The following is a 24,044-nucleotide window of genomic DNA, read 5'->3' on the forward strand; positions in this document are numbered from 1 at the left end:
CGAGGAATTATCGCCCAACCAGGCCATTCCTGTCCGGATCGTGCATGCACCGGTCGCGCCGGCCGTTGGCCGGCCCGGGCGGTCGCACCGTCAGCCGCCGCCCAGCGCGTGCACGATCTCGACGAGGTCGCCTTCGCGCAGCGCATGGGTTGCGTGCAGGCTGCGGGTCACGATCTCACCATTGACCTCCACCGCCACCCGGCGCTCGGTCAGGTGTTCGGCCTGCAGCAGGTCCAGGACGGTGAAATCTTGCGGAAGCTGGCGGGAGTCGCCGTTGAGCGTGAAGTTGACGAAGTTCATGACGGGATTGTCCCCCAAAGTCGTCGGTTCTGCGTACCCTTGCGCCCCCACCGATGCCCGTCCCGGCCTCTCCCCGTTGGTGTCTGCGTGCCCCTGGCCCCGGCCATGCCGCAGCGCAGCGTGATGTCGCCGGGGTGCAGTGGAACCATGGCACCGTGCGCCGGCGTACGTCGGCCGTCATCACCCAAAAAGGAGTTTTTTCCATGCTGCTCAGCAAGCGTCCCCTGCGTTCCCTGATGGCCGTGGCCATCGCCCTGGCCGCTGTGCCGGCCATGGCGCAGTCGCCCTATTCGAAGACCATCTTCATCGGCGACAGCCTGACCGACCAGGGCTACTTCCGCCCGCTGCTGCCGGCCTCCGTGCAGCCGGTCACCGGCCAGTTCACCACCAACCCGGGTTGGGTGTGGGCGCAGTACGTGGCCGACTACTACGGCACCAACGCCACTGCCCACGGCAACGGCCAGGGCGGTGACAACTACGCCATCGGCGGCGCCCGCGTCGGCGTGGACAGCACCCAGACCCTGGCCCCGGGCACCCCGGCCATTCCGGTCTACTCGCTGAAGACCCAGACCGCGCAGTACCTGGCCGCCAACGGCGGCAAGGCCGACGCCAATGCCCTGTACACCGTGTGGGGCGGCGCCAATGACCTGTTCGCCATCCAGGCCGGCGCACCGCTGCAGGCCACCCTCGGCGCGGCCGTGACCGACCAGGTCGGCATCGTGGGCACCCTGAAGGCGGCCGGCGCGCAGTACATCGTCGTGCCGACCCTGCCCGACATCGGCCTGACCCCGGCCGCACGCGCCGGTGGCGCGGTGGGCATGGCGCAGGGCACCGCGCTGGCCAAGGCCTACAACGACGCGCTGTTCGGTGGCCTGAAGGCCGCCGGCCTGCAGGTCATCCCGGTGGATACCTTCCACATCCTGCAGGAAATCGTCGCCAGCCCGGGCACCTACGGCTTCGTCAACGTCACCAGCCCGGCCTGCACCACGGCCTCGTCGCTGACCTGCAACCCGACCGCCTACGTCAACCCGAACGCGGCCAACAACTACGTGTTCGCCGATGGCGTGCACCCGACCACCGCCACCCACCAGATGCTGGGTGAGTACACCCTGTCGATCCTGGAAGCCCCGCGCAACCAGCAGATCCTGACCCACACCGCGCAGACCGTGGGCCGTGCACGCGCCGACCAGGTCAGCGGGCACCTCGACGGCCGTCCGGCCGATGGCCTGAGCTGGTGGGGCGGCCTGCGTGGCGACATGCAGCGCTATGACCACGCCGACCTGTACGACGGCCTGGCCCCGGCCGGCCTGTTCGGCATCGACTGGGCCCATGACGGCATGGTCGTCGGCGGCTTCGCCGGCTACGGCCGCATGGATGCCGACTTCGGCAACAGCAAGGGCGACTTCACCCAGTCCGACACCACCCTGGGGCTGTTCGCCGGCTGGTATGGCGAGAACACCTGGGTGACCGGCCAGGTCAGCTACAGCTGGCTGGACTACGACGTGACCCGCCGCGTGCAGCTGGGCCCGGCCGAGCGCACCCACACCGGTTCCCCGGAAGGCAGCAACCTCACCGCCGCCCTGAACGCCGGTTACGAGTTCGGCACCGAAGGCGGCTTCCGCCACGGCCCGGTGGCTGCGGTGATCTGGCAGCAGGTCAAGCTGGATGGCTACGAGGAATCGAACCTGAGCGCCACCGCGCTGGGCTACGCCAACCAGGATGCCGACTCCACCGTGGGCCGCATCGGCTGGCAGGCCCGCTTCGACGGCGGCAGCATCAAGCCGTACGCGCAGCTCACTTACGACCACGAGTTCGAAGACGGCAAGCAGGCCAGCGCCTGGCTGCAGACCATGCCGGACGTGGGCATGTACAAGGTGCCGGGCCTGGAGTTCGACAAGAACTACGCCACCGCTGTGCTGGGTGCGCGCATGAGCCTGTTCGGCCTGAACAGCAATGTCGGCATGAGCACCACCGCGGCACAGAAGCGGGCGCGCGACATCAGCCTGTTCGCAACCGTAAGCGGCAGCTTCTAAGCTGAAAAGCGGGTAGGGCACGACCGTTGGTCGTGCCGAAAGCAACGGGCGGCTCATGCCGCCCGTTGCCTTTTTACCGCCCCGGCGCATAAACTTGCCGGCACCAAGCGGGTGTAGCTCAATGGTAGAGCTGTAGCTTCCCAAGCTACTGACGAGGGTTCGATTCCCTTCACCCGCTCCACGGTTTGCCCGGCAAACCATGGAGCGTGGCGGCATGCCACCAGATCCCCGCGCCTGTCGGCGCGACCCCTTGACTCAAGGGGCCTGCTACTTTGATCTCTTTCCTCTTGTGCTTTGTTGACCTGATCGCTGCGACTGCGGCGTATCGCTGCTGCGCGTTGTCGCACGCGTGATACCGGTAGGGTCGGATTCCAATCGACTGCCGGTAACGTTGATCGGCGCGGCGAACGCATGACCCCGATCGAAGAGCGCGCTTGCTTACGCTTCGCTCTCATTCCCCTTGCGCCTTGTTAACCTGATCGCTGGGACCATGCTCCGTCGGCGCTTTGCGCCACTCGTGGAGTACTCGTATGCATGGTTCCAACAAGTCTGTTCTCCTGCAGGCCAACGAGGCCGTCATCGCGGGCGACAACGAAGGGTTTCTTTCCCACTGCACGGACGACATCCGCTGGACGACAGTGGGCGAGGGCACGCTCGAGGGCAAGGAGGCGGTGCGCCAGTGGATGAAGAGCGCCTACGCCAAGCCGCCGCGCTTCACGGTCGACCGCCTCGTTGCCGAGGACGACACGGTCGTCGCGCTGGGCACGATCATCGGCGAAGGTGACGACGGCCAGCCTACCGAACTCGCCTACAGCGACGTCTGGCGGTTCCGCGACCGGAAGATGGTGGAACTGCAGGCGTTTGTCATCCCAAACGGGCAACGGTAACCGGCTGGACGCCCCCTCATTCCCGTCATCCACGCGGTACAGGCTACGCGCTATGCTTCGCGCTTTCCCCCTCCTGTCGCCGCCATGAAACTGGCCATTCTTTCCCGCAACAGCAAGCTGTACTCCACGCGGCGGCTGGTGGACGCGGCGCGTTCGCGCGGGCATACCGTGCGCGTGCTCGACCCGCTGCGCTGTTACATGCGCATCGCCGCCGACGGTTTCACCATGCATTACAAGGGCCGGCCCATCACCGGGGTGGATGCGGTGATTCCGCGCATCGGCGCCTCGGTGACCCGCTACGGCACCGCCGTGCTGCGCCAGTTCGAGATGATGGGGGCGGTTACCCCCAACCCCTCCGATGCCATCCTGCGCGCCCGCGACAAGCTGCGCGCGCACCAGATCCTGGCGTCCAAGGGCATCGACATGCCGGTCACGGTGTTTGGCGACAACCCCGATGACACCGTGGACCTGCTCTCCATGCTGGGCCCGCCGCCGCACGTGGTGAAGCTCAACGAAGGCACCCAGGGGCGCGGGGTGATCCTGACCGAGAAGGCCAGCGCCTCACGCGGCATCGTCGAGGCCCTGCGCGGGCTGTACGCCAATTTCCTGATGCAGGAGTTCATCGGCGAGGCCCAGGGCGCCGACCTGCGCTGCCTGGTGGTGGGCGACCACGTGGTCGCCGCCATGCAGCGCCAGGCCCCGGAAGGGGACTTCCGCTCCAACCTGCATGCCGGCGGAAGCGCCCGCGCGGCCAAGGCCACCCGGGCCGAGCAGCAGGTGGCGGTGCGCTCTGCCCGTGCGCTGGGGCTGGGGGTGGCCGGGGTGGACCTGATCCGCTCCAGCCGTGGCCCGCTGGTGCTGGAGGTCAACTCCACCCCCGGCCTGGAAGGGATCGAGGGGATCAGCCAGGACGACCTGGCCGGGCGCATCATCGAACACGTGGCCTCCCAAGTGGCTGCTGCGAAAAAGCCAGCAAAATCAAAGGCATGAATATTTTTTGAGGTCGACGGGGCGGTTTTAACACCGGTTTAATCGCCCCCGGCGTAGGCTTCAACGAACCGCAGCTCTGCCCTCCTCAGCAGATAACGGTAATCGGGAATGACTTCAGGCCCAGGCGGGATCCGTCTGGGCCTTTTTCTTCCCGTGCCATCGCTCACTTGCTGAGGTCAAGGCGAGGGGGATACATTCGGCTTTCCGTTCAGTTGACTAAGGATTGGTTGCAATGAAGCGAGTGATTCTGGCCGCCGGGACCGCGGCCCTCCTGCTGGCGCTGGGTACGGCGCAGGCAGCCCCCAAAGATGAGGTCTTTGCGCGCAACAAGCCGCTGGCAGAGCAGGTTGACCTGATCGAAAAGGACTTGAATACCAACAACGAGATCTATTCCGAGCTCACCGGCGAAGACCGCAGCAAGGTCCGCCAGGCGTTGGGCCGCATACGCGGCGTGCTTGACCAATACCCTGAGCAGGCAGGCATTACCGAATCAGCCAAGCTCGAGCTGTACAACGACCAACAAGTTGTGAACACGGTTTTGACGAAGGCGCGCGAAGATAGCCGCCAGATCTGCACCCGCGAAAAGTCCACCGGCTCCCACCGGGCGACCACGCAGTGCAGGACCGTTGCCCAGCGCGAGCGCGACAAGGCCACTGCCCAGCGCGAACTGAATTCAGTACAGCGCGGCGGCGGCAAACTTACCAACTAGAGGTCACATGCGAATTCTTGTAATTGAAGACAACAGCGACATCGCCGCCAACCTGGGCGACTACCTCGAAGACCGCGGCCACACCGTGGACTTCGCCGCCGACGGCGTGACCGGCCTGCACCTGGCGGTCGTGCACGAGTTCGACGCGATCGTGCTGGATCTCAATCTGCCGGGCATGGATGGGATCGAGGTCTGCCGCAAGCTTCGCAATGAAGCGCGCAAGCAGACCCCGGTGCTCATGCTGACCGCACGGGATTCGCTGGACAACAAGCTGGCCGGGTTCGATTCCGGTGCCGACGACTACCTGATCAAGCCGTTCGCGCTGCAGGAAGTCGAAGTGCGTCTGAACGCCCTGTCGCGCCGCGGCAAGGGCGTGCAGACGCGGGTACTGGAAACCGGCGACCTGGAATACAACCTCGATACCCTCGAGGTTCGCCGCCAGGGCAAGTTGCTGCAGCTCAACCCCACCGCACTGAAGATCCTGCAGGCGCTCATGGAAGCGGCCCCGGCCGTGGTGACCCGCCAGGAGCTGGAAACCCGCGTGTGGGGCGAAGAGCTGCCCGATTCGGATTCGCTGCGCGTGCACATCCACGGCCTGCGCGCCGTGGTGGACAAGCCGTTCGAGGTGCCGTTGATCCAGACCCGCCATGGCATCGGATACCGCATCGCCGCCCCGGAAGCCTGATCCGGTGACGGGCAGGGGGGAGCGCCGCCGGGGCCCTTACCGGCGCCGGCTGCGCAGCCGCATCATCGTGTCTTTCGTGCTGTTGGGCTTCTGCCTGACCACGTTGTTTGCGTTTGCCACGAACTGGGCACGGGCCCGCGTGGAGAACCAGCTCGTCGAAGACGTGATGAACCGCAACATCGATGAATTCGCGCACCGGTTCTACGAGAGCCCGGGGCGCACTCCCTCCATTCCAGTGCAGCAGATCCGCGCATTCGTCTATCCCAGCGACAAGTTCGACCGCGTGCGCGAAGAGAAGCCGGAGTGGGCGGCGTTTGCAACGGGCAACTACCAGCTCAACGGTGTGGACGAGCACAACGAGCCGTTCTCGTACAAGCTTGCCGTCCGAAAGTCCCCCGATGCGTGGTTCTTCCTCGCCTACGACATGACCGAAAGCCTGCGCGGCGCAGAGCAGTTGAACCGCGCGCTGTTCTTCTCGGTGCTGGTGTTCAGTGCGTTGTCGCTGGTGCTGGGCTGGTGGTCGGCCTCGAAGGTGATGAAGCCGGTGTCCGACCTGGCCGCGCGCCTGCGTGCCTACCGGGGCGGTACCAGTGACCCCACGCCGTTGGCGCCCCGCTTCCCCGACGACGAAGTGGGGCAGCTGGCGCAGGCACTGGACGACTATTCGACCCGGCTGACCGAAGTGGTACAGCGCGACCGCGAATTCAACGCCGACGTCAGCCACGAGCTGCGCACCCCGCTGGCCGTGATCCGGGGTGCCACCGAACTGCTGCTGACCCGGCCGGACCTGGACCCCAAGGTGCTGCAGCGGCTGCAGCGCATCCAGCGTGCCGAACAGCAGTGCACCGACCTGATTGGCGCGCTGCTGCTGCTCTCGCGCAACGAGCGCGGACAGGGCAGCAGCAACGTGGCCCGCGTGGCCGAGCAGCTGCTCGATTCGCACCGCGCCCAGCTGGGCGGCAAGCCACTGGAGCTGGTGCTGGAAGGCGACCGCGAACTGGTCATCGATGCCCCGGAATCGGCGCTGTCGGTGGCACTGGGCAACCTGATCGGCAACGCCGTGAAGTATTCGCAGGAAGGCTCGGTGCGGGTGCTGGTCACCGGCAACCAAGTAGAAGTGATCGACAGTGGCCCGGGCCTGAGTGCAGAAGACGCCGCCAAGCTGTTCCAACGCGGTTACCGCGGCACACATGCCGGCCACTCGCAGGGCGGCGGCATCGGCCTTTCGATCGTCAGCCGCCTGTGCGATCTCTATGGTTGGCAGGTCAATGTTCGTCCAGGTGCGGAGCGCGGTGTGATCGCCACGCTGACCTTTTCGCCAAAAGCCTGACTCAAGGACACCCGATGCACTGCATCGGGCGTCTGCGCTCTAGGGGACAGGTGCTCCCGCTCGGCGTTACCGCCGCCCTGACAACCTATTATGTAGCGCTAGGTGCAGGCCCGCCATTTTTGGAAGGCCCGCAATACGCCTGTTACATCTGCACGTAGCGGACGTAAGGGATTGTGGAGCCTGCCGGCAGCGGGCCCGGAGCGAACGGATTCTTTCCGCGTGTCTGAGTGGTTCCAGGTTGCACTGTCAGACGCTCAGCTCCGCCAGAAACAGCTTGCACTTCTTTAGCAGTCAGTTCTTTCATGATTCTTCCTTGTGCTTGTGATAACTACCCAGCGCTGATGTTAGTGGCAGCGCCAAGAAAGCTTTTATTTCAAACGGACCGATAGGTCAAGGCCATCTAGAATTCTGTACGCCATAAGAACGTGCGCTGAGAGGTTCTCGCGCATCATCCACCATAGGTCGTTGGCGTCTAATATTCGGGGCCTTTAGGTTTACGGATGGACATCGCTCGATACGCCCGATCCAGCCGCTCCAAATGCGTCTGCAATTGATCCGGGTGCCCATCATTGACCACCACGTCATCCGCCAGCGCCAGGCGCTCCTCGCGGCTGGCCTGCGCCGCAATCATCCGGTCGGCCAGATCGGCCGTGGTGCCATCGCGCTGCATCAGCCGCGCGTGCTGCACCGCCACGGGTGCATCCACCACCAGGATTCGGTCCAGCCACGGGTACTGCTGGCGGCCGCCTGCTTCGGTCAGCAGCGGAATGGCCGCAATCGCATAGGGGCTCTCAGCCTGCTTGCAGGTCTGCCGCAGCAGCTCGCGAATGGCGGGGTGGGTAATGGCTTCCAGCGCCTGCCGTTCCTGCGCGGAGCGGAAGATGCGCTCGCGCAGCGCGGCGCGGTCAAGCTGGCCGTCGGCCAGCAGGATTCCGGAACCAAAGTGCGCCACGATCCGAGCCAAGCCATCGCTGCCAGGGGCCACCACGGCGCGGGCGGCTAAGTCGGCATCGGCGATGGTGATGCCCAGCGCCTCGAAGCGCCGGGTTACCTCGGTCTTGCCGGCGGCCACGCCGCCGGTCAATCCAATCACGAACTGGCTCATCGCTGCCCTCAGCGCAGGCCGGACATTCTCAGGTAGGCGTTGATCAGCGGCTCACCCCACATGAACACGATCCAGCCGGCAACGGCCAGGTACGGCCCAAACGGAATCGGGGTGGCGCGGTCGCGGCCCCGCGAGTACAGCCAGATCGAGCCGATGATGGCCCCGAGCACCGACGACAGCAGGATGATGGGCAGGATGCCCTTCAACCCACACCAGGCGCCCAGCGCGGCCAACAGCTTGAAATCGCCGTGGCCAATGCCTTCCTTGCCGGTGATCTGCTTGAACAGCCACCACACCGACCACAGCAGCAGGTAGCCGGCAATGGCGCCCAGCAGGGCGGGCTTGGCCGGCATGTACAGGTTGTCGATGCTGCCTATCAGGCCCAGCCACATTAGCGGCAGGGTCAACTGGTCCGGTAGCAGCTGGGTACGCAGGTCAATGCCGGACAAGGCCACCAGGAAGCAGCTCAGCACGATGGCGCCAAAGCCCTGCCAGCCGAAGCCGAACTGCCACACGCTGGCCACCACCAGTAGCGACGTGAGCAGCTCCACCGCCGGGTACTGGATCGAAATCGGCGCATGGCAGTGGCGGCATTTGCCGCGCAGTGCCAGCCAGCTGAACAGCGGGATGTTCTCGTACCAGGACAGCTTGTGCTTGCAGTGCGGGCAGTGCGACGGCTCGACCACCACCCCGGGCGGTGGGGGTTCGTAGATGTCGGGCAGCTCCAACACCTCCCGCGCGTCGCGTTTCCATTGCCATTCAAGCCGCTTGGGCAGGCGCAGGATGACGACGTTGAGGAAGCTGCCAATCAACAACCCCAGTGCGGCCGCGGCGGGATAGCCGAGGCCGGGATGCTGGTCGAGAAATGCCATGGTTACCTTAGCCGACGACGGCGCCGAGTTTGAAGATGGGCAGGTACATGCCGATCACCATGCCGCCCACAATGGTACCAATGAATACCATGATCATCGGCTCCATGAGGCTGCTCAGGGCGTCGACGGAGTCGTTGACCTCCTGCTCGAAGTACTCGGCCACCTTGAACAGCATGGCATCCAGTGCGCCGGCCTCTTCGCCGATGGCGGTCATCTGCACCACCATGTGGGGGAAGATGTTGACCTGTTTCATGGCCATGTTGACCGGGTAACCGACCGACACGTCATCGCGCATACGCAGCACGGCCTCTTCGTAGACCTTGTTGCCCGTGGCGCCGGCCACGATACCCAGGGCCTCCACCAGCGGCACACCTGCCTTGAAGGTCACTGCCGTGGTTCGGGCGAAGCGGGCGATGGCACTGTTGTGCATGATCTGGCCGATCACCGGTACCTTCAGGATGAACCGGTCCATCGCGTGCTGCATTCGAGGTGAGCGCTTGTAAGCGAAGATGAAGCCCACCACCGCGCCGACTACCACGATGAGGATCAACCACCACCAGGCCACCATGAAGCGTGACATGGCCACGATCATCTGGGTGAATGCCGGCAACTCAGCGCCGAAGCCCTTGAACACGTCTTCGAACTGAGGCACCACCCATATCAGCAGGATCGCGCTGACAATGAATGCCACGGCGATGACCATTGCCGGGTAGAACATCGCCTTCTTGATCTTGCCCTTCAGGGCTTCGATGTTTTCCTTGTAGGTGGCCACGGTGTCGAGCACCGTCTCCAGGACGCCCGCGCCTTCACCGGCACGCACCAGATTGCGGTACAGCTCATCGAACTGAACCGGGTGCTTGCTGATCGCCTCGTACATGGACGAGCCGCCCTCGATGTCGGACCGGATCGTGCCGACCATCTTCTTCATCCGCGGGTTTTTATGACCCCCGCCGATGATTTCCAGCGAGCTGACAATAGGCACGCCAGATTTCATCATGGTCGCCATCTGGCGACTGAAGAAGGCGATGTCCTTGGCGGTGATCGCTTTGCCGGCAGCCCCGAACAACGGCTTGGGCTTGGGCTTGACCACGCTGGGCATGATGCCCTGGCGGCGCAACTCGGCGCGCAGCATGTTGGCGTTCTTCGCCGTCTGCTCGCCTTTCATCTTCACGCCCCGCTTGTCGGTCCCCTCCCAGACAAACGGCACCAGCTCCATGGTGTTGCGCGCCACGGGCTCTTTCTTGATTGCACTACGGCTAACGGACATAACAGGGCTCCCCAGCCACACCATCCCCAGGCGGGCTATCTCGGCGCATGGTAGCCGGTTCTTGGCCGCGTTTGCATCCCTGCGGCTGGGTCGATCGGGGCAGATCCGGCTGGCAGGGGCCGTCAGAAGGTGACGCAACACGTCACATTGCCGGATGCGTCGCAAAATTCTGTGAGGGGGGTTCCAATCCTCGGAATTGCTGCCATCATTGCGCCGGGGAATGTTGGGGAGCATTGCCGGGGAAGTTGGCACGCAACCTGCTTTGATCCACCCGCACGGGGCGCCCGCCATGCTCAACCGGCTTGCCGGCCCGGCCAAGGCCCAGTGTCCTAAATTTTATCTATCTACCTCTAGGGGATGTACACATGAAGAATCAGAAGGGCTTCACCCTGATCGAACTGATGATCGTCGTTGCGATCATTGCCATCCTGGCCGCCATCGCTCTGCCGGCTTACCAGGACTACCTGATCCGTTCGCAGGTGTCGGAAGGCCTGACCCTGACCTCGGGCGCCAAGTCGGCCGTGGCTGAAACCTATGCCAACACCGGTGCATGGCCGGCCGACAATGCTGCTGCTGGTCTGGAAGATAAGGCCAACATCAAGGGCAAGTACGTGACTCAGGTGGCCGTTGCTAGCAACGTCATTACCGCTACCTTCGGCAACGATGCCAATGCCAAGATCAAGGACGGCACCCTGACGCTGACGGCTTCGGACAACAATGGTTCGATCGCTTGGACCTGCGCCGGCGCTGGTGCCGTTGCTGCCAAGTACCTGCCGAAGGCTTGCCGCTAATACAGCGCCAGTAGCTTTCGCGGAAGTAGTAACGGGGCCCGGCTTTGCCGGGCCCCGTTTCGTTTGGGTGTTGGCACGGTTTCTGCTTGAGATGGTTGATACGGGGAGCACAGGGGAATTCCATGCGACAGCGCGGTTTTACGTTGATTGAGTTGATGATCGTCGTGGCAATTGTCGCGATTCTGGCTGCCATCGCGCTGCCGGCCTACCAGAATTATCTCATCCGCGCCCAGGTGGCCGAGGGTATGACCCTTGCGGCAGATCTGAAGGTCGCCGTGGGTGAGTACCAGTGGGCAACAGGCACTCCGCCAACCAGTAATGCCCAAGTGGGCGTGACAGCGCCAATGAGTGGGCGCTTCGTATCATCGGTTTCGATAGGGGCGGGCGGGGCAATCACCGTGGCCTATGATGGCCCGGACGCTAACGCGGAGATCAAGTTGCAGGAACTGCAGTGGGTTCCAGACTGGTCTGTGGCCGGGGCCACGCGCTGGACTTGCAATGGCGCTGGCACCACCATTTCGCCGGAGTATTTGCCCAAGGCATGCCGCTGATAAGGTCGTGCAGCTGTTAAGCTGCACTTTGCGGTCGTCCGGGGACAGCCGCAGGGAACCTGATCCGGTGACACATTCTTGGGGTGGGAAGTGAATTCAGAGAAGTCGCGCAGCGGCACGCTGCTGTTGTGGGTATTTGTGCTGTCCGGGTTCTCCGGGCTGATCTACCAGTCCATCTGGACCCAGTACCTCGGCCTTTTTTTGGGTCACTCCTCCTATGCCCAGTCCCTGGTGCTGCTTCTCTTCATGGGAGGCATGGCGGCAGGCGCGTGGTTGGTCAGTCGACGCAGCGTCAATCTCAAGCGCCCGCTTTTGGCCTATGCGGTAATTGAGCTAGTCATTGGTCTGCTCGGCTTGGCCTTCGATCCGCTGTTTCAAGGGGTCACGCAATGGGCCTACACCAGTGCCTTCCCGGCAATGGGTGGCAACGGCGTCAACTGGGTGCGCTGGGGCATGGCCACGCTGTTGGTGCTGCCGCAATGCGTGCTGCTCGGTGCCACGTTCCCATTGATGAGTGCGGGCTTCATGCGCCTGCAGCCGCACGTGGAGGGGAGGGTCCTGGCGGGGCTCTATTTCTCCAACAGCATTGGCGCTGCCGCAGGCGCGCTGGCGTCGACGTATCTCCTGTTGCCGTGGGTTGGTCTGCCTGGCACGATCCTGTCGGCAGGGCTGCTCAACATCCTGATCGCCATTGCGGTTTATCCGCTCAGCAAGGTGGAGCGGGAGTCGTCCATCGTCGAGCAACCCGCGTCGGTGGATGACGGCCGGGGGGCGCTGTTCATTCTGGTGGTGGCTGGTCTGACGGGCGCCTCGTCGTTTGTCTATGAGATCACCTGGGTGCGGATGCTGTCGCTTGCGCTCGGAACCACCATTCACGCCTTCGAGCTCATGCTCGCCTCATTCATCGCTGGCATTGCGTTCGGCGGCCTATGGCTTCGCTCACGTGCTGACCGGCTCGCGTCGCCTTTGGCAACGGCAGGCTGGGTGCAGATCTGGATGGGCCTGGCGGCGCTGGCATCGATGTTTGTTTACGCCAACTCCTTCGAATGGGTCGGCTGGTTGATGCGCGTCATCATGCGAACCGCCGAAGGCTACAGCCTATACAACGTGGCCAGTGGCGTGATTTCGCTCTTGGTCATGTTCCCGGCAGCGTTCTTCGCTGGGATGACCTTGCCTCTCTTGACACTTGCGCTGCTCAGGCAGGGGCAAGGTGAACGAGCGATCGGTCAGGTCTACGCTTTCAATACGCTCGGCGCGATTGTGGGGGTGCTGCTGGCCGTCCATGTATTGCTGCCGTTGCTGGGTCTAAAGCTGGCCTTGGCGACCGCCGCAGCGGTTGACTTGCTGCTTGGGGTGGCGCTTTTGCGGCGCTATGCGCCGGTGGGTCAGCGTGGCGTTCCTGGATTCGCCAAGGCAGCTGGACTCTCTGTCGCAGGATTGGCCTGCGCCATGCTCTTCGTCCACTTTGATCCGATGATGCTTACGTCATCCGTTTATCGCCACGGGCGCGTAACTCTGGAGCAAAGTGCCGAGATGCTTTACCTCAACGATGGTAAAACAGCGACAGTTGCTGTCTACCAGACCCCCAACAAGGGTGGTGCCCCGGGGGCGACTCGTTCAATCGCCACGAATGGAAAGGTTGATGCCGGAATGGCATCCGGTATAGAGCAGGCGCCAACCACCGATGAGTCGACCATGGTCATGCTTGCCGCATTGCCTATGGCCATGAAGAATGATTACAGTCGAGTGGGTGTGATCGGCTTCGGCTCGGGCCTAACCACGCATACGCTGCTGGGTAGTCCGCGAGTTGGGCGCGTCGACACCGTAGAGATCGAGCCAGCTATGGTAAATGGCGCCCGTCACTTCGGTGCGCGCGTGCAGCGTGCATTTGACGACGAGCGGTCGCATATCGTAATTGATGACGCGAAGTCGTATTTTTCCGCATCCCCGGCTAAATACGATCTGATTGTCTCCGAGCCGTCAAATCCTTGGATGGGCGGCACGGCGTCGTTGTTCAGTCAAGAGTTCTACGAGTTCGTGCCGGGCCAGCTCAACCAAGACGGCATTTTTGTTCAGTGGCTGCAGTTGTATGAAATCGATCCAGTGCTGGTCAGCTCGGTGCTGAAGGGGATGCTGGCCAACTTCAGTGACGTTCACGCGTACTTGGCCAACCATAGCGACTTGGTGCTGGTTGCAGCCCCTCATGGCAAGCTGCCAGAACTGAGTGGAAGTGTATTCAATGATCCACTGTTGAAGTCAGACCTTGCGCGTATTGGTGTGAATGACGTTCGCGATATGCAAGACAGCTTTGTCATGGACCGAGCGGCATTGGAAGCCTATGTTGCGCACTATCCATCCAGGGCCAACTCCGACTTCTTCCCCATCCTTCAACTCAAGGCTCCGGAAGCTCGTTTCCGCTCGGTTAGTGTTGCGGACTTCAATGCGTTCGCGACTGCGCCTTGGCCTGTCTCGAGACTTCTGGGCGGCTTCCCTCGACGCGATTTCGAAGAAGGCGACAGGCGGGGTTTGCCGCTGCAGGTGGTCAACAAATTGAAGGCGGCGCGCCAGTTGCGGGCAGAGTTGTTGGGGCTGAATGCCGGCCCATCTACCACGACTCAGGCCGGCGAACGCATGAATGCCGAGGTGTTGCGTGGGAGGGGTATGGCGTGCACGCTGGACAAGGAGCCCGATGGCAGTGCGGCAATGATTGTGTCGCTCGCAATGGAAACAGTGCCGTACCTTAGTGCGGAAACGCAGGATGAGCTTTGGGCCAATCCGTCCTGGATTGCGTGCGCGCCGGATTCGCCGTTGGTTCGCGATGTGCTCGCCTTGGTTGGTGCAGCGTCGCAGGATGACCATGCGGCGGTGCTTGAGGCTGGATCCAGAATATTGGAAGGGCCGGACGCCGGAACGGTGCTCGGCGACCGCATGGTCAGCTATTACCTCGTCGGTGCTATGCAGTACGCCGCATTGGCATCACGCCAGCCGGAGGTCGCCAAACAGATCCACCTACGTTATGACGCACGGTTGGAGCCGAACCTTCGAGGCAACTCTCCGTTGCGTATGCTCGACTACCTCTCGACGCGCCAATAGTGAACCATCGCGATCCTGCCCTCAGTTGCCGCTGACCGCAGCTGAGGGTTAGGCTGACAAAGTGCCCTGCACCCCCCGTGATCGGGCAGTTAAGAGGACAGATTTATGAACGCCATCGTTACCGCCAACCTCGTCGGCATCACGGGCATTGCCCGGCGCCTGGTCCAGGACGGAGCGCTGGACGAGGCGTCCGCCCGCGACGCCATGGCCAAGGCCGCAGCGGCCAAGCAGCCGCTGCCGCAATTCTTCGCCGAGAAGAAGCTGGTCACTCCAGCACAGTTGGCTGCAGCCAATGCGCTTGAGTTCGGCATGCCGCTCCTGGATGTCAATGTATTTGACAGCTCGCAGAGCGCCATCAGCTTGGTCAGCGAAGAGTTGTTGCGCAAGCACCACGTGCTGCCCCTGTTCAAGCGTGGCGGCAAGCTGTTCATCGGTACCAGCGATCCCACCCATTCACTGGATGAGATCAAGTTCCACACCAATCTGGTGGTCGAGCCGATCCTGGTCGATGAGGAGCAGATCAAGCGTACGCTCGAGCAGTGGCAGTCCAAGCATGACACCCTCGGCAACTCGTTGGGCGGTGACGACGATGGCATGGGCGATCTGGACGTCTCCACCGGGGACGAAGAGGGGGGCGCAACCGAGTCCGGCCACGATGCAAAGGGTGACGACACCCCAGTGGTCAAGTTCGTCAACAAGGTGCTGGTGGACGCCATTCGCAAGGGCGCCTCGGACATCCACTTCGAGCCCTACGAAGACGACTACCGCGTGCGGTTCCGCATCGACGGCCTGCTCAAGAACGTGGCCAAGGCGCCGGTGAAGCTCAACCAGCGTATCGCCGCACGCCTGAAGGTCATGTCGCAGCTGGATATCGCTGAAAAGCGCGTGCCCCAGGATGGGCGCATCAAGCTCAACCTCTCCAAGTCCAAACAGATCGACTTCCGCGTCAGCACCCTGCCGACCCTGTTCGGCGAGAAGATCGTGCTGCGTATCCTGGACGGCAGCGCGGCCAAGCTGGGTATCGACAAGCTTGGCTATGAGCCCGACCAGCAGAAGCTGTTCCTGGATGCCATCCACAAGCCCTACGGCATGGTGCTGGTCACCGGCCCCACCGGCTCGGGTAAGACCGTGTCGCTGTATACCGCGCTGGGCATCCTCAACGATGAAACGCGCAACATCTCCACGGCGGAAGACCCGGTGGAAATCCGCCTGCCCGGCGTGAACCAGGTGCAGCAGAATGTGAAGCGCGGCATGACCTTTGCCGCCGCACTTCGCTCGTTCCTGCGACAGGATCCGGACATCATCATGGTCGGCGAAATCCGCGACCTTGAAACCGCTGAAATCGCGGTCAAGGCCGCGCAGACCGGTCATATGGTGCTGTCCACGCTGCATACTAACGATGGCCCGCAGACCATCGCGCGCTTGATGAACATGGGTATCGCCCCGTTCAATATCACCAGCTCGGTTACTTTGGTCATCGCCCAGCGCCTGGCGCGCCGCCTGTGCAACAACTGCAAGCGGCCGGTGGACCTGCCGGACAATGCGCTGCTGGCTGAGGGCTTCACCCAGGCCCAGCTGGATGCGGGTATCACCCTTTATGAGCCGGTGGGTTGCGAAGAATGCACCGAAGGCTACAAGGGCCGTACCGGTATCTACCAGGTGATGCCGATGAGCGAGGAGATCTCGGTGATCGTGCTGGAAGGTGGCAATGCCATCCAGATTGCAGAGGCGGCGCAGCGTGCGGGGATCCGGGATCTGCGCCAGTCTGCGCTGGTGAAGGCGGCTGCAGGTACGACCAGCTTGGCTGAGATCAACCGCGTTACCAAGGATTGATCCAGCGGCCAGATCAAAGGACCGCGAGATATGCAAAAGGCCCCGAGTTTCGGGGCCTTTTGTTTTGTGAGGGAAGTTCGATATCGTTGCCCCGGCGCATGTCATCATCCGCCAAGCTGCTCAACATTCCAGAATGGAACGCGGCACCGAAGCCATGCCGCCCTAAAAGGACTTGGGTATGAAATCTGCAATCGCGGGCAAGTTTGGGCTATCTGTATGGAAGTCCATAGCCTTCGCGCTCGTCAGCGCATACGGAGCTTTCGCGCCGTCGGCGTCAGGCGCCCGCAATGACCAAGTGGAGCAATGTATGCAGCTTGGGCGGGGCTGGGTTAGACGCTAGCGCTAGCATAATGCTAGGAAGCGGCGAGGTGGCCGCGGTCCGTTGGATGTCCTGCGACGAGTGCGACACGGTTGAGACGCTTTACTAAGGCCTGATATGAAGAACCTGAAGGAACTGGTTGTTTCCGCTTTAATTGCGCTGGCGATCTCTTACCTGCTTATGATCTTATTCTTGGGCTTCGGCCCGGTTTTTATAGGTGGTGATCTGGCGATATACAAGATCTATTCGCTCACCGCTGTGACATTCTGCGTAACTTTCTGGCCGGTATATCTCCTCCGGAGAAGGAGGTCGCGGAAACGTTGACCTTGGGGGGCAGGGATGGTGAGATCGTGGCCAGCCTTGGTGTTTAAGGCGATAGCGTAGGATGAGGTGCGTGCTCGCATTCGATGGCGCCCCTCGCGTGATAGAGCGCGGGTGTGTACAGTAAAACAATGGACGAGCTAATATCCGGACTCTTCTACAGCATGCTCGCCCACATGGTCAGCCGATCATGGGTGGTGCTTCTGGCGAAACGAGAGCCAGGCCGAACCGCGGGTGAGGCGGAGCTGGCTTCGCTTCCTGTCATGCCAACGCGTGATCTGATGGTGGCACGGAATGGCTTTCATGGGTGAATTGCAGTTATGAAGGAGCGAGGCCCTTCGAAGTTGATCTCGCTAGTATCATTGGTTCATGTCGCTTCACTTGGCGTCTTTGTCCTGTTGTTGCTCGCGATCGGATTCATTCCCTTGATTCGATACGTTCTCGATGCTAGTTGAAGGGGAGGGGTGGATTACACTTATATCCGTAAAAAAATGGCGGGAACAACTGCGGTTACAAGCGTCCGCGCAGATCGCAGGTCGTTAGAAACCATCCCGATGGGCATCCTCATCAAGTGTGCGGAGAGCATCCGGCGCATCATAACTGCCCTCACTTTCATGCCACGAATGCGAAGGCCAGATGATCGTTTTTAGATACAGGAGAGGAGCGTAACTGATGAGCATGGAGGATCTGAAGTCTCTCCTGTACTCGCTATCGATAGTTGAGACAGAGTTCGATGTGCGCGGCGCTGGCGTCCGGGTTCAATATGATGGCGATGACACGATCTATAATGAATGGATTCCCGCGCGAGCCCGGATTCTGGGGGAGGGGCTGTTGGACCCGGGTTTCGGGTCGGGGCCAGTGCTCTACACAAGATTGGACCGTGTGGAGGTCTGCTTGGACGATTGGAGTGCCGAATACGGAGATAAAGGTTGTCAGGCATTTTCTGGGCTGAAGGCGATGCTACCTAGTGATTCGAGCCTCAATCTAGGTGACGGCGCAATTGGTTGGATAAGGGGGTAGCGAAGCGCACACTTCGATGCCTATTCGGGGCAATGCGTCGAACCCCAAGGTCCAACGGGAAGGGGTGGCCCGGTTCGACCCTTGCGCTGCGTAGGTTAGATGGCAGAGCAGCGACCTCGGTGATCGATGCAGCGATTCAGAGAGGCGAGTAGGCACCTGTGGAACGCCTACCTTATGCCGGGTGAGGGCATCCTGGACGTCGCCGTGGAGGACTCTTTCCGCTCCATAGAGCGAGAACTGCTCCGCAGCCTTGTGCTTCAGGGAGACGTTTCGGCTGCCGCTTACGGCCGCGCCCACATTGAAGGCTTATCTGTTAGGTCAAAGTCGGAATACGATCAAGTTCCCGAGCAGTTCGCCAGCAAAGGACCCGACGGCGACACCTACTGGGGCAAGGCTGACTTCGTTCCCGCTGCGGAGATCTCCTATGAGTTCCTGGAGTTCTTTGACTGGATGCACTATGGATTCATCGACTACGGCATTGTCCGCGGTTGATCTCGTCAGTGGTAGACAAGTATTTGTGGAGCAGTTGTGCTGTGACTTTTGGCTAGACGAACCATTGGCAGGGCAATGATGTTGAAGCAGCCGAGCAGAGCCCGGGTCTGCCTCGCGGAACGGCAATCGATCAGACAGGAGGTGGGTGTTGAAGACATTACGGTCATTCGGTTTCTTCTCGCGGGCTTGGTCGGCGGATCATCAAGAATGGAACTGCATCCCCTCTCTTACAACATCCATTCACAATTACCTGGCAGCGCCGATTGGCTCCCTGACATGACGATTGGAACCTTCGATCAGCTCGAAGGTCTGGTGGACCTCAAAGGAGGTGAGTCAGCCGATCTCTATGTGGATGTAGATTAGGTCTTCGATGATAGATATCCACCCGGAACGTCATTCTTTGTGGAGTTCAGAGCTGCTGATTCGAAGTGCTCGGTTAGATCAGAGAAGTTTCAGAGGGGGTAAAGGGCTTGGATGCTACTGACTAGCTGGCTGGTCTTGGACCGCATCCCTTCTAGTATTGATGCTGCCCTTGACCCTGCTCACCTTCGCTGCTGAGCGTGTGAAATGATTGAGTTGGTGCCTTGTCTGTTCTATGTAGCCCTTGCAATGCTTGCGAGTCGCTATTGCGCCATCATTGCTGCTCGACGACTTCGCCAGGGGCGACCCAGTGAAGAGTTTCTCGCTGGCCTCGATATGCTTCCCGGCCGTGAGATGTCGGTTGCGCAGGAGACTGTGGCGGCGTGCTATGCAGTGCTGAGGGAGTCCGGCTTGCGTGGCTGGCCAGCATACTTCGCGGTGCTGCACGTCGCATCATGGGCGGTCTTGCTGCTTATGATTCTGGTGATCGCCATGGTTGGTTTGGTGCGGCAGTTCTAGCAAATAACAGGATGACCAGCGTTGCCAGCCATGAATGGCCTCCCACCTTCTCTCACGAACGACTACGACAGCCTTGTTCACAGGAGCAATTGGGATGGCGTTAGGGCGCTACTTGCGCCGCTGGTGCATTTGGGCATCGCCGAGGCGCTTTACCTGTGGTCCCTGTCAAGCCAGCCAAGTGAGGCTGAGGAGGCATTCTCAGCTTGCCCGACTTCACCAATTGTCACCCGGGCCAACTGATGTCGAAAGAATGGTCGATTCAAGTTCGAGGGTTCGTCAGGCGGGGTGATGCTCGGTTGCCTGCGGAAGTATGTGTATCAAGGCCCGAAGCTGTTGCTGGTGGTGCTGAGTATCGATGTCGCGTTCGGGCACTTCCGTTCCTGAAAAAGGAGGTGGAGATCGCTGGCGTAGACGCTCGTCAGGCTGAGGAGCTAGCCGCTGGCTTCACCAAGTCAATCATAGGTGATGAGTTGCTTGAGGACGAATATGGTCAGCGTATTCAATGGTAGCTGCTCCTGGGGTGCAATCGATGTCATATGAGCCTCTAATGTCGCTCCTCTCGGCCCTCCAGCTCATCCACGTTGGTGACGCTGGTCCGGCAGGAAGAGTCAGCGTCAAGTACCGCGGTGATGCGACGGTCTACTCCGAATTTGCTCCTTTGCGTCAGGATGACGTCGGGACTGCAGGCATGCCTGATCCGGGTTTTGGTTCTGGACCCGTTGAGTACGATGACATTGAGTTCGTGGAAATTCGCTGTGACCATTGGGAGCGAGACTTATCCACGCGAGGTAGGGTCGCTTTTCTTCTGCTGCTCGGCAAGGTGAAAGAAGTTGATGGGTTACTCCGTGCCGAAGATCTCGTCAGGTGGACAAGGACTTGGAAGGAACGCATGAACTATGAGTCGCGATAGCCTGATTTCAATGTTGCGTGCCCTGTGCGCGATATATGAGCGCGGCCAAGGGCCTTCTGCGAGCGTGCACGTTCGTTACCGTGGTGACGAGGCCATATACAAAGAATGGGCGCCGCGGCGTCAGACGGACATAAAGGATGATGGCCTGCTGGATCCAGGGTTTGGATCGGGTCCTGTGAACTACGCAGATCTGGAGCTCGTTGAGGTCAGGCTGGCTGACTGGGTCGCCCAGAAGGGCGAGCAAGGTCGGAAGGATTTTGGCGCCCTGAAGAGCGAGTTGGCATGTCGTTCTGATTTGGAACTGACGGATGGCGTGATTACGTGGAGGTATGTTTAAGCATGAAGTACAGCAATGGCCGGAGAAGCATTCGTGTTGGAGACTCCGTTCTTGTTGAGGGCAATGTAGAGGGCGTTGTAGTTTGCGATCTCGACCACTGGCAATGTTTGGGCGGCTATGAAGGCTGGCTCACCAAGGACGAAATAATCGGTGGCGGATCTCTATTGAGCGGGGTCCTGATCGAAACATCCGCGATCGGCATGGTTCATTACAGCGAGCCATATGACGAAATTGTGTTTCTTTCCAGCATGGACGTTGACGACCATCCGGGGTTGAAGTGAAGCTGCATTGTTCAACACAAGCAGAACATGATTAGGATGTACGTCAGCGTTGGATCAATCGAAGTGGTCGCGATGCGCGTCTCGATTGTTGGGCGATGACGGCCTGGGAAGTCGTGTATATGAGAAGGTGCCGGGGAGCCAAAGCATGCTTGGGAAGGTGCGGCTTGGTGATCAAGGAACGCGAAACCATTGTAGGGACTGCAGTGAAATGAAGATCGCGCTTGTGACGTTCGGCTTGTGGGCTTTCCTATGTGTACTGGCGCTCGGTGTGGTGACATTGAGCGGTCCCGTAATGGTTGAGCGGGTCCATGAGTGTGGTCGTGCGCTGGACCTAACGTTCGGCTGTGAGGTTGTTTCCTTCTCCGCCCGGTACTGGTGGATGCTGGTTCTGCCATTTCTGCTCATTGTGTTTGCTACAGCTCGCTTCGTTGCTGTTCGTTTGGTCCCCGGGCGTCCGTAAGCCGTGTGCACAATGCATCAAAGCATGCCGCCGCACGACCCAGGGTCATCCGTCGTGCCGTCGGTGTGCAATTAGAGAGTGCTGCCATGAACAGGTCAGGGCTGATGCTGCCGCTCAGCCTGATCCGAGGAATTGGTGATGGACAAAGTAGGATGCACGATCTCGGCAAGTGCTTGGATCGCGCTGCAGGGTGCTGTTGAAGGTTCAAGCGTGCAGCGGGACTCCCAATAGTTCAGGCGCGAATAGAGCCAGGCTTCAGTCCATAATGGAAGCCGGAGCGTACGTCGCCCTTTCTGGGTCCAAGCGCAGGTGGGATGATATTGGTCGACATTCGGGGGTTGTACCATGAGGCTGCGCGGTAGTGTCCTGCTATTGGCTGTGCTGTTAGTCCAAGGCTGTGCCTCTGAACTTCGTCGCAACGCATCGTGCCCTTTGCTGGATATCGACTTCGTCGGCGTAAAGGATCAGGGCTCGTTGCAGGCTCGAGGAGAGTTCACCATACGCAGCTCAGATGCGCGTTCCAGCGGTATCCCTCTTGGAGATCCTGGTCGCTCCTTGGTTGATGATTACTACGTGCGTGTACTTCGACGAGATTCGGCGAGCTCGGAATGGCGGGAGGATGATCCTGATCTCGGTCATTCGAGGGCGCCAGCGGGTGCGCTTGAGCTTGAGCCTGGGGGCTCTACGACGTTCTATGTAAAGAAATGGCTGTTTTCAGATCAACCTTCACTTCCTGAGGGCGAGTTCGCAGTTCTGTTTTACAACGAAGACTTTACCTGCCGCTCAATTTCCTCCCCCTTCATGATTCGTTGATTTGGCTGAGTGGCCCCGGGGTGAGAGGTGGATTTACCGCAGGCCTTGATCTTCCTCCGCTGTTGATGCGGCCTACACGTGACTCCCTGGGGAGTCGCAAGGTTGTTGAATTGCTTCAAATCTCTGATGAAACCGATGACGTCATCTTCCTTCTCTCTACCGACTGGTTTTCGTCCTGGATCGTGTCGTTGGGTCAATGGAGTGGCGGGCAGCCTTCAATTGAGCTGACGAAGGGCGTGGCCAGGCGCGCTGCCTCGGACATTCTTTCGGGAGCGGCTGACTACTACTTGGTAGATCTGTCGCCTACCAGAAAGGCGGCGACCTTTGATCGGTTCATGAAAGAGCTGAGGCGGTGCCTGGATGAAGAAGGCGCGCGGGATTTCTGTGCGCTGGTGGATTCAATCACCGGCCATTCGCCGCTTTCTCGTGACCAGAGATGGGCGCTCAAGGCGGCTTTGATTCGTGAGATGGCCGGTGGATTTGGGGCTGACGCCCCCGCTGCATTGGGCGAGGGAGTGATGGCCGTGGTGACCAGTTCCTTGGAGCTGCTCGGTACCGGCGAGATACCATTCCAGCCTGAAAGCGGGTGGGACGTGGAGCTCGACGGAAAATTTGGTGGTCTTCTTGGAAGGCTCCAAGACTACGCAAGCGCTGCCTACGCCCCCAACGTGCTCTTGCAGGAAGTGGCAGGTGCCATTCGTCGTCTGCAGTACGGCCCGCTTGACGTGGCGCGGCTGGCTGATTGGTGGGCGGGTGCTGCTAGGCATCTCTCCACGTATGTCGATCCGCGCTCCCTTGCCATCCATCTGGATGAGCTTGGTGGCCTGGATGGAGGCTCGTAGACGACTGGCCTCCGGTCGATGCCCTCGGATGTGGCGTGTAGTATCTGGGCTGCCGCAGATAGGGATTTCAGGTTTTCAATTGCCGGAGGCTGGTGTGAGTGACGTGACGTGTCAGGAGAGGTTTGATGATGTCGAGTTCCATGATGGAGTCTTCAATTCAGTCTTCCTGTCAATCGTTGAGCGAACGTGCGAGATCGACTTAAGCCTTGGTGACTATAAGGTGGGTAGGGCTCGATCAGCGTGCTCGCTCTCCTGTGCGGGCACAGAGGAGTTCTTCGGTCGATTCGGTTTTGAGGAATTGGCTGACAATGCCTCGTCCGGGAACATCCAGGATGGCCGCGTTGACGTGTCACGCGGAAGCCTTCGGCTCTACCTTGCGGGTGGGCTCGTCGAGGCGGCCGGTCGCGATGTACGGTTGGCTGCACTGCCTTGGCCGACGGATGCAGCCGGAACGTCGCGCGTTCGCGCTGGCCGCGGCGGGTTCAAGAAGATCGAGGGCGTGGAGTTCGATTTCTCATATCTGGAATCGATCCATTTCTCGCCTGTCACCGGTACGTGCTCAATGAAGCTCCTCATGCGCAGGGGAGGTATCGCCTCGGACGCCCAGCCCGTGATGGTCGCATTTAGTGGCGTGACGTCCTGCATTGCCAAGCTCGATGTCGCCGCGCTTTCGGGTGAGCACCGGTTTGGTAATGTTCGAAGCTGCATAGTTCACCGCAAGCAGAACATGATCAGGATGTATGTCAGCGATGGCTTCATTGAAGTAGTTGCGGCACGCGTCTCGATTGTTGAGCAATGATATCTGGGGAGTCTTGCAGTTGTGGAAGCGTAAGGGAGTCGCTGGACGGGGGGGGGGGGCTTGGCTGGGCTTATGAGTGTATTGGGCAATAACTGTCTCTTATAAACATCACCGAGCCCCCGAGA

General features: G+C 60.8%; 22 protein-coding genes and 1 tRNA gene. 18 read left to right on the forward strand and 5 right to left on the reverse strand.

All coding sequences use genetic code 11. The annotated features are described in order from the left end of the window. Nucleotides 1-90 precede the first annotated feature (90 nt). Nucleotides 91-300, reverse strand: a complete 210-nt coding sequence (thiS, locus tag QMX79_RS12235; RefSeq protein ID WP_282246989.1) for a sulfur carrier protein ThiS — start codon at nucleotides 298-300, stop codon at nucleotides 91-93. A gap of 203 nt (nucleotides 301-503) precedes the next feature. Here thiS and QMX79_RS12240 point away from each other — a divergent pair, with 203 nt between their 5' ends. From QMX79_RS12240 to QMX79_RS12270, 7 genes are all read left to right on the forward strand, one after another. Beyond that, nucleotides 504-2,333, forward strand: a complete 1,830-nt coding sequence (locus tag QMX79_RS12240) for an autotransporter domain-containing protein (protein ID WP_282246990.1) — start codon at nucleotides 504-506, stop codon at nucleotides 2,331-2,333. A 107-nt stretch (nucleotides 2,334-2,440) separates the two neighbouring features. Then, a tRNA-Gly gene (locus QMX79_RS12245) sits at nucleotides 2,441-2,514 on the forward strand. A 349-nt stretch (nucleotides 2,515-2,863) separates the two neighbouring features. Beyond that, entirely contained in the window at nucleotides 2,864-3,220 is a 357-nt protein-coding gene (locus tag QMX79_RS12250; RefSeq protein WP_282246991.1) for a nuclear transport factor 2 family protein, read from the forward strand. A gap of 84 nt (nucleotides 3,221-3,304) precedes the next feature. Beyond that, the gene (gene rimK / locus QMX79_RS12255) at nucleotides 3,305-4,210 is read left to right on the forward strand and encodes a 30S ribosomal protein S6--L-glutamate ligase (RefSeq protein ID WP_282246993.1); all 906 of its coding nucleotides are present in this window, start codon (nucleotides 3,305-3,307) and stop codon (nucleotides 4,208-4,210) included. Between the two features lie 232 nt (nucleotides 4,211-4,442). After that, complete coding sequence (locus QMX79_RS12260) at nucleotides 4,443-4,919, forward strand: hypothetical protein (RefSeq protein ID WP_282246994.1); 477 nt, start codon at nucleotides 4,443-4,445, stop codon at nucleotides 4,917-4,919. Between the two features lie 7 nt (nucleotides 4,920-4,926). Then, the gene (locus tag QMX79_RS12265) at nucleotides 4,927-5,604 is read left to right on the forward strand and encodes a response regulator transcription factor (RefSeq protein ID WP_017356179.1); all 678 of its coding nucleotides are present in this window, start codon (nucleotides 4,927-4,929) and stop codon (nucleotides 5,602-5,604) included. Between the two features lie 4 nt (nucleotides 5,605-5,608). Continuing rightward, a complete protein-coding gene (locus QMX79_RS12270) occupies nucleotides 5,609-6,934 on the forward strand; it encodes a HAMP domain-containing sensor histidine kinase (RefSeq protein WP_282246995.1) in 1,326 nt (441 codons plus the stop codon). A gap of 142 nt (nucleotides 6,935-7,076) precedes the next feature. On the opposite strand, the gene QMX79_RS12275 is transcribed toward QMX79_RS12270, so the two are convergent. The 4 genes from QMX79_RS12275 to QMX79_RS12290 form a co-directional block, all read right to left on the reverse strand. Beyond that, complete coding sequence (locus QMX79_RS12275; protein ID WP_282246996.1) at nucleotides 7,077-7,238, reverse strand: hypothetical protein; 162 nt, start codon at nucleotides 7,236-7,238, stop codon at nucleotides 7,077-7,079. 168 nt (nucleotides 7,239-7,406) lie between these two features. Next, nucleotides 7,407-8,039: a dephospho-CoA kinase gene (coaE, locus tag QMX79_RS12280; protein ID WP_282246997.1), complete on the reverse strand. Its 633-nt coding sequence runs from the start codon at nucleotides 8,037-8,039 to the stop codon at nucleotides 7,407-7,409. Nucleotides 8,040-8,047: 8 nt separating this feature from the next. Continuing rightward, nucleotides 8,048-8,911 carry an A24 family peptidase gene (locus QMX79_RS12285; RefSeq protein WP_282246998.1) on the reverse strand — a complete coding sequence of 288 codons (864 nt, stop codon included), beginning with the start codon at nucleotides 8,909-8,911 and terminating at the stop codon, nucleotides 8,048-8,050. Nucleotides 8,912-8,918: 7 nt separating this feature from the next. Further along, nucleotides 8,919-10,178 (reverse strand): type II secretion system F family protein, encoded by a 1,260-nt coding sequence (locus QMX79_RS12290; RefSeq protein ID WP_282247011.1) that lies wholly within the window; start codon nucleotides 10,176-10,178, stop codon nucleotides 8,919-8,921. 365 nt (nucleotides 10,179-10,543) lie between these two features. On the opposite strand from QMX79_RS12290, the gene QMX79_RS12295 reads away from it, so the two are divergent. From QMX79_RS12295 to QMX79_RS12345, 11 genes are all read left to right on the forward strand, one after another. Continuing rightward, nucleotides 10,544-10,969: a pilin gene (locus QMX79_RS12295; RefSeq protein ID WP_282246999.1), complete on the forward strand. Its 426-nt coding sequence runs from the start codon at nucleotides 10,544-10,546 to the stop codon at nucleotides 10,967-10,969. A 122-nt stretch (nucleotides 10,970-11,091) separates the two neighbouring features. Beyond that, nucleotides 11,092-11,520, forward strand: coding sequence for a pilin (locus QMX79_RS12300; protein WP_282247000.1), 429 nt, complete (start codon nucleotides 11,092-11,094; stop codon nucleotides 11,518-11,520). Between the two features lie 90 nt (nucleotides 11,521-11,610). Beyond that, the gene (locus tag QMX79_RS12305) at nucleotides 11,611-14,613 is read left to right on the forward strand and encodes a fused MFS/spermidine synthase (RefSeq protein WP_282247001.1); all 3,003 of its coding nucleotides are present in this window, start codon (nucleotides 11,611-11,613) and stop codon (nucleotides 14,611-14,613) included. A 105-nt stretch (nucleotides 14,614-14,718) separates the two neighbouring features. Beyond that, nucleotides 14,719-16,446: a type IV-A pilus assembly ATPase PilB gene (gene pilB / locus QMX79_RS12310; RefSeq protein ID WP_282247002.1), complete on the forward strand. Its 1,728-nt coding sequence runs from the start codon at nucleotides 14,719-14,721 to the stop codon at nucleotides 16,444-16,446. Nucleotides 16,447-18,232: 1,786 nt separating this feature from the next. Continuing rightward, the gene (locus tag QMX79_RS12315) at nucleotides 18,233-18,598 is read left to right on the forward strand and encodes a hypothetical protein (protein ID WP_282247003.1); all 366 of its coding nucleotides are present in this window, start codon (nucleotides 18,233-18,235) and stop codon (nucleotides 18,596-18,598) included. Between the two features lie 78 nt (nucleotides 18,599-18,676). Beyond that, entirely contained in the window at nucleotides 18,677-18,961 is a 285-nt protein-coding gene (locus QMX79_RS12320) for a hypothetical protein (protein ID WP_282247004.1), read from the forward strand. Nucleotides 18,962-19,165: 204 nt separating this feature from the next. Then, nucleotides 19,166-19,477, forward strand: a complete 312-nt coding sequence (locus QMX79_RS12325) for a hypothetical protein (protein WP_282247005.1) — start codon at nucleotides 19,166-19,168, stop codon at nucleotides 19,475-19,477. Nucleotides 19,478-20,726: 1,249 nt separating this feature from the next. After that, nucleotides 20,727-21,005 (forward strand): hypothetical protein, encoded by a 279-nt coding sequence (locus QMX79_RS12330; protein ID WP_282247007.1) that lies wholly within the window; start codon nucleotides 20,727-20,729, stop codon nucleotides 21,003-21,005. 892 nt (nucleotides 21,006-21,897) lie between these two features. Continuing rightward, complete coding sequence (locus QMX79_RS12335) at nucleotides 21,898-22,278, forward strand: hypothetical protein (protein ID WP_282247008.1); 381 nt, start codon at nucleotides 21,898-21,900, stop codon at nucleotides 22,276-22,278. Between the two features lie 110 nt (nucleotides 22,279-22,388). Beyond that, nucleotides 22,389-23,120 (forward strand): hypothetical protein, encoded by a 732-nt coding sequence (locus QMX79_RS12340; protein WP_282247009.1) that lies wholly within the window; start codon nucleotides 22,389-22,391, stop codon nucleotides 23,118-23,120. A 94-nt stretch (nucleotides 23,121-23,214) separates the two neighbouring features. Next, nucleotides 23,215-23,919 (forward strand): hypothetical protein, encoded by a 705-nt coding sequence (locus QMX79_RS12345; RefSeq protein WP_282247010.1) that lies wholly within the window; start codon nucleotides 23,215-23,217, stop codon nucleotides 23,917-23,919. Nucleotides 23,920-24,044: the final 125 nt, after the last annotated feature.

The organism is Stenotrophomonas sp. PS02300, from assembly GCF_029959395.1.
In the GTDB taxonomy this organism is placed as follows: domain Bacteria; phylum Pseudomonadota; class Gammaproteobacteria; order Xanthomonadales; family Xanthomonadaceae; genus Stenotrophomonas; species Stenotrophomonas maltophilia_AD.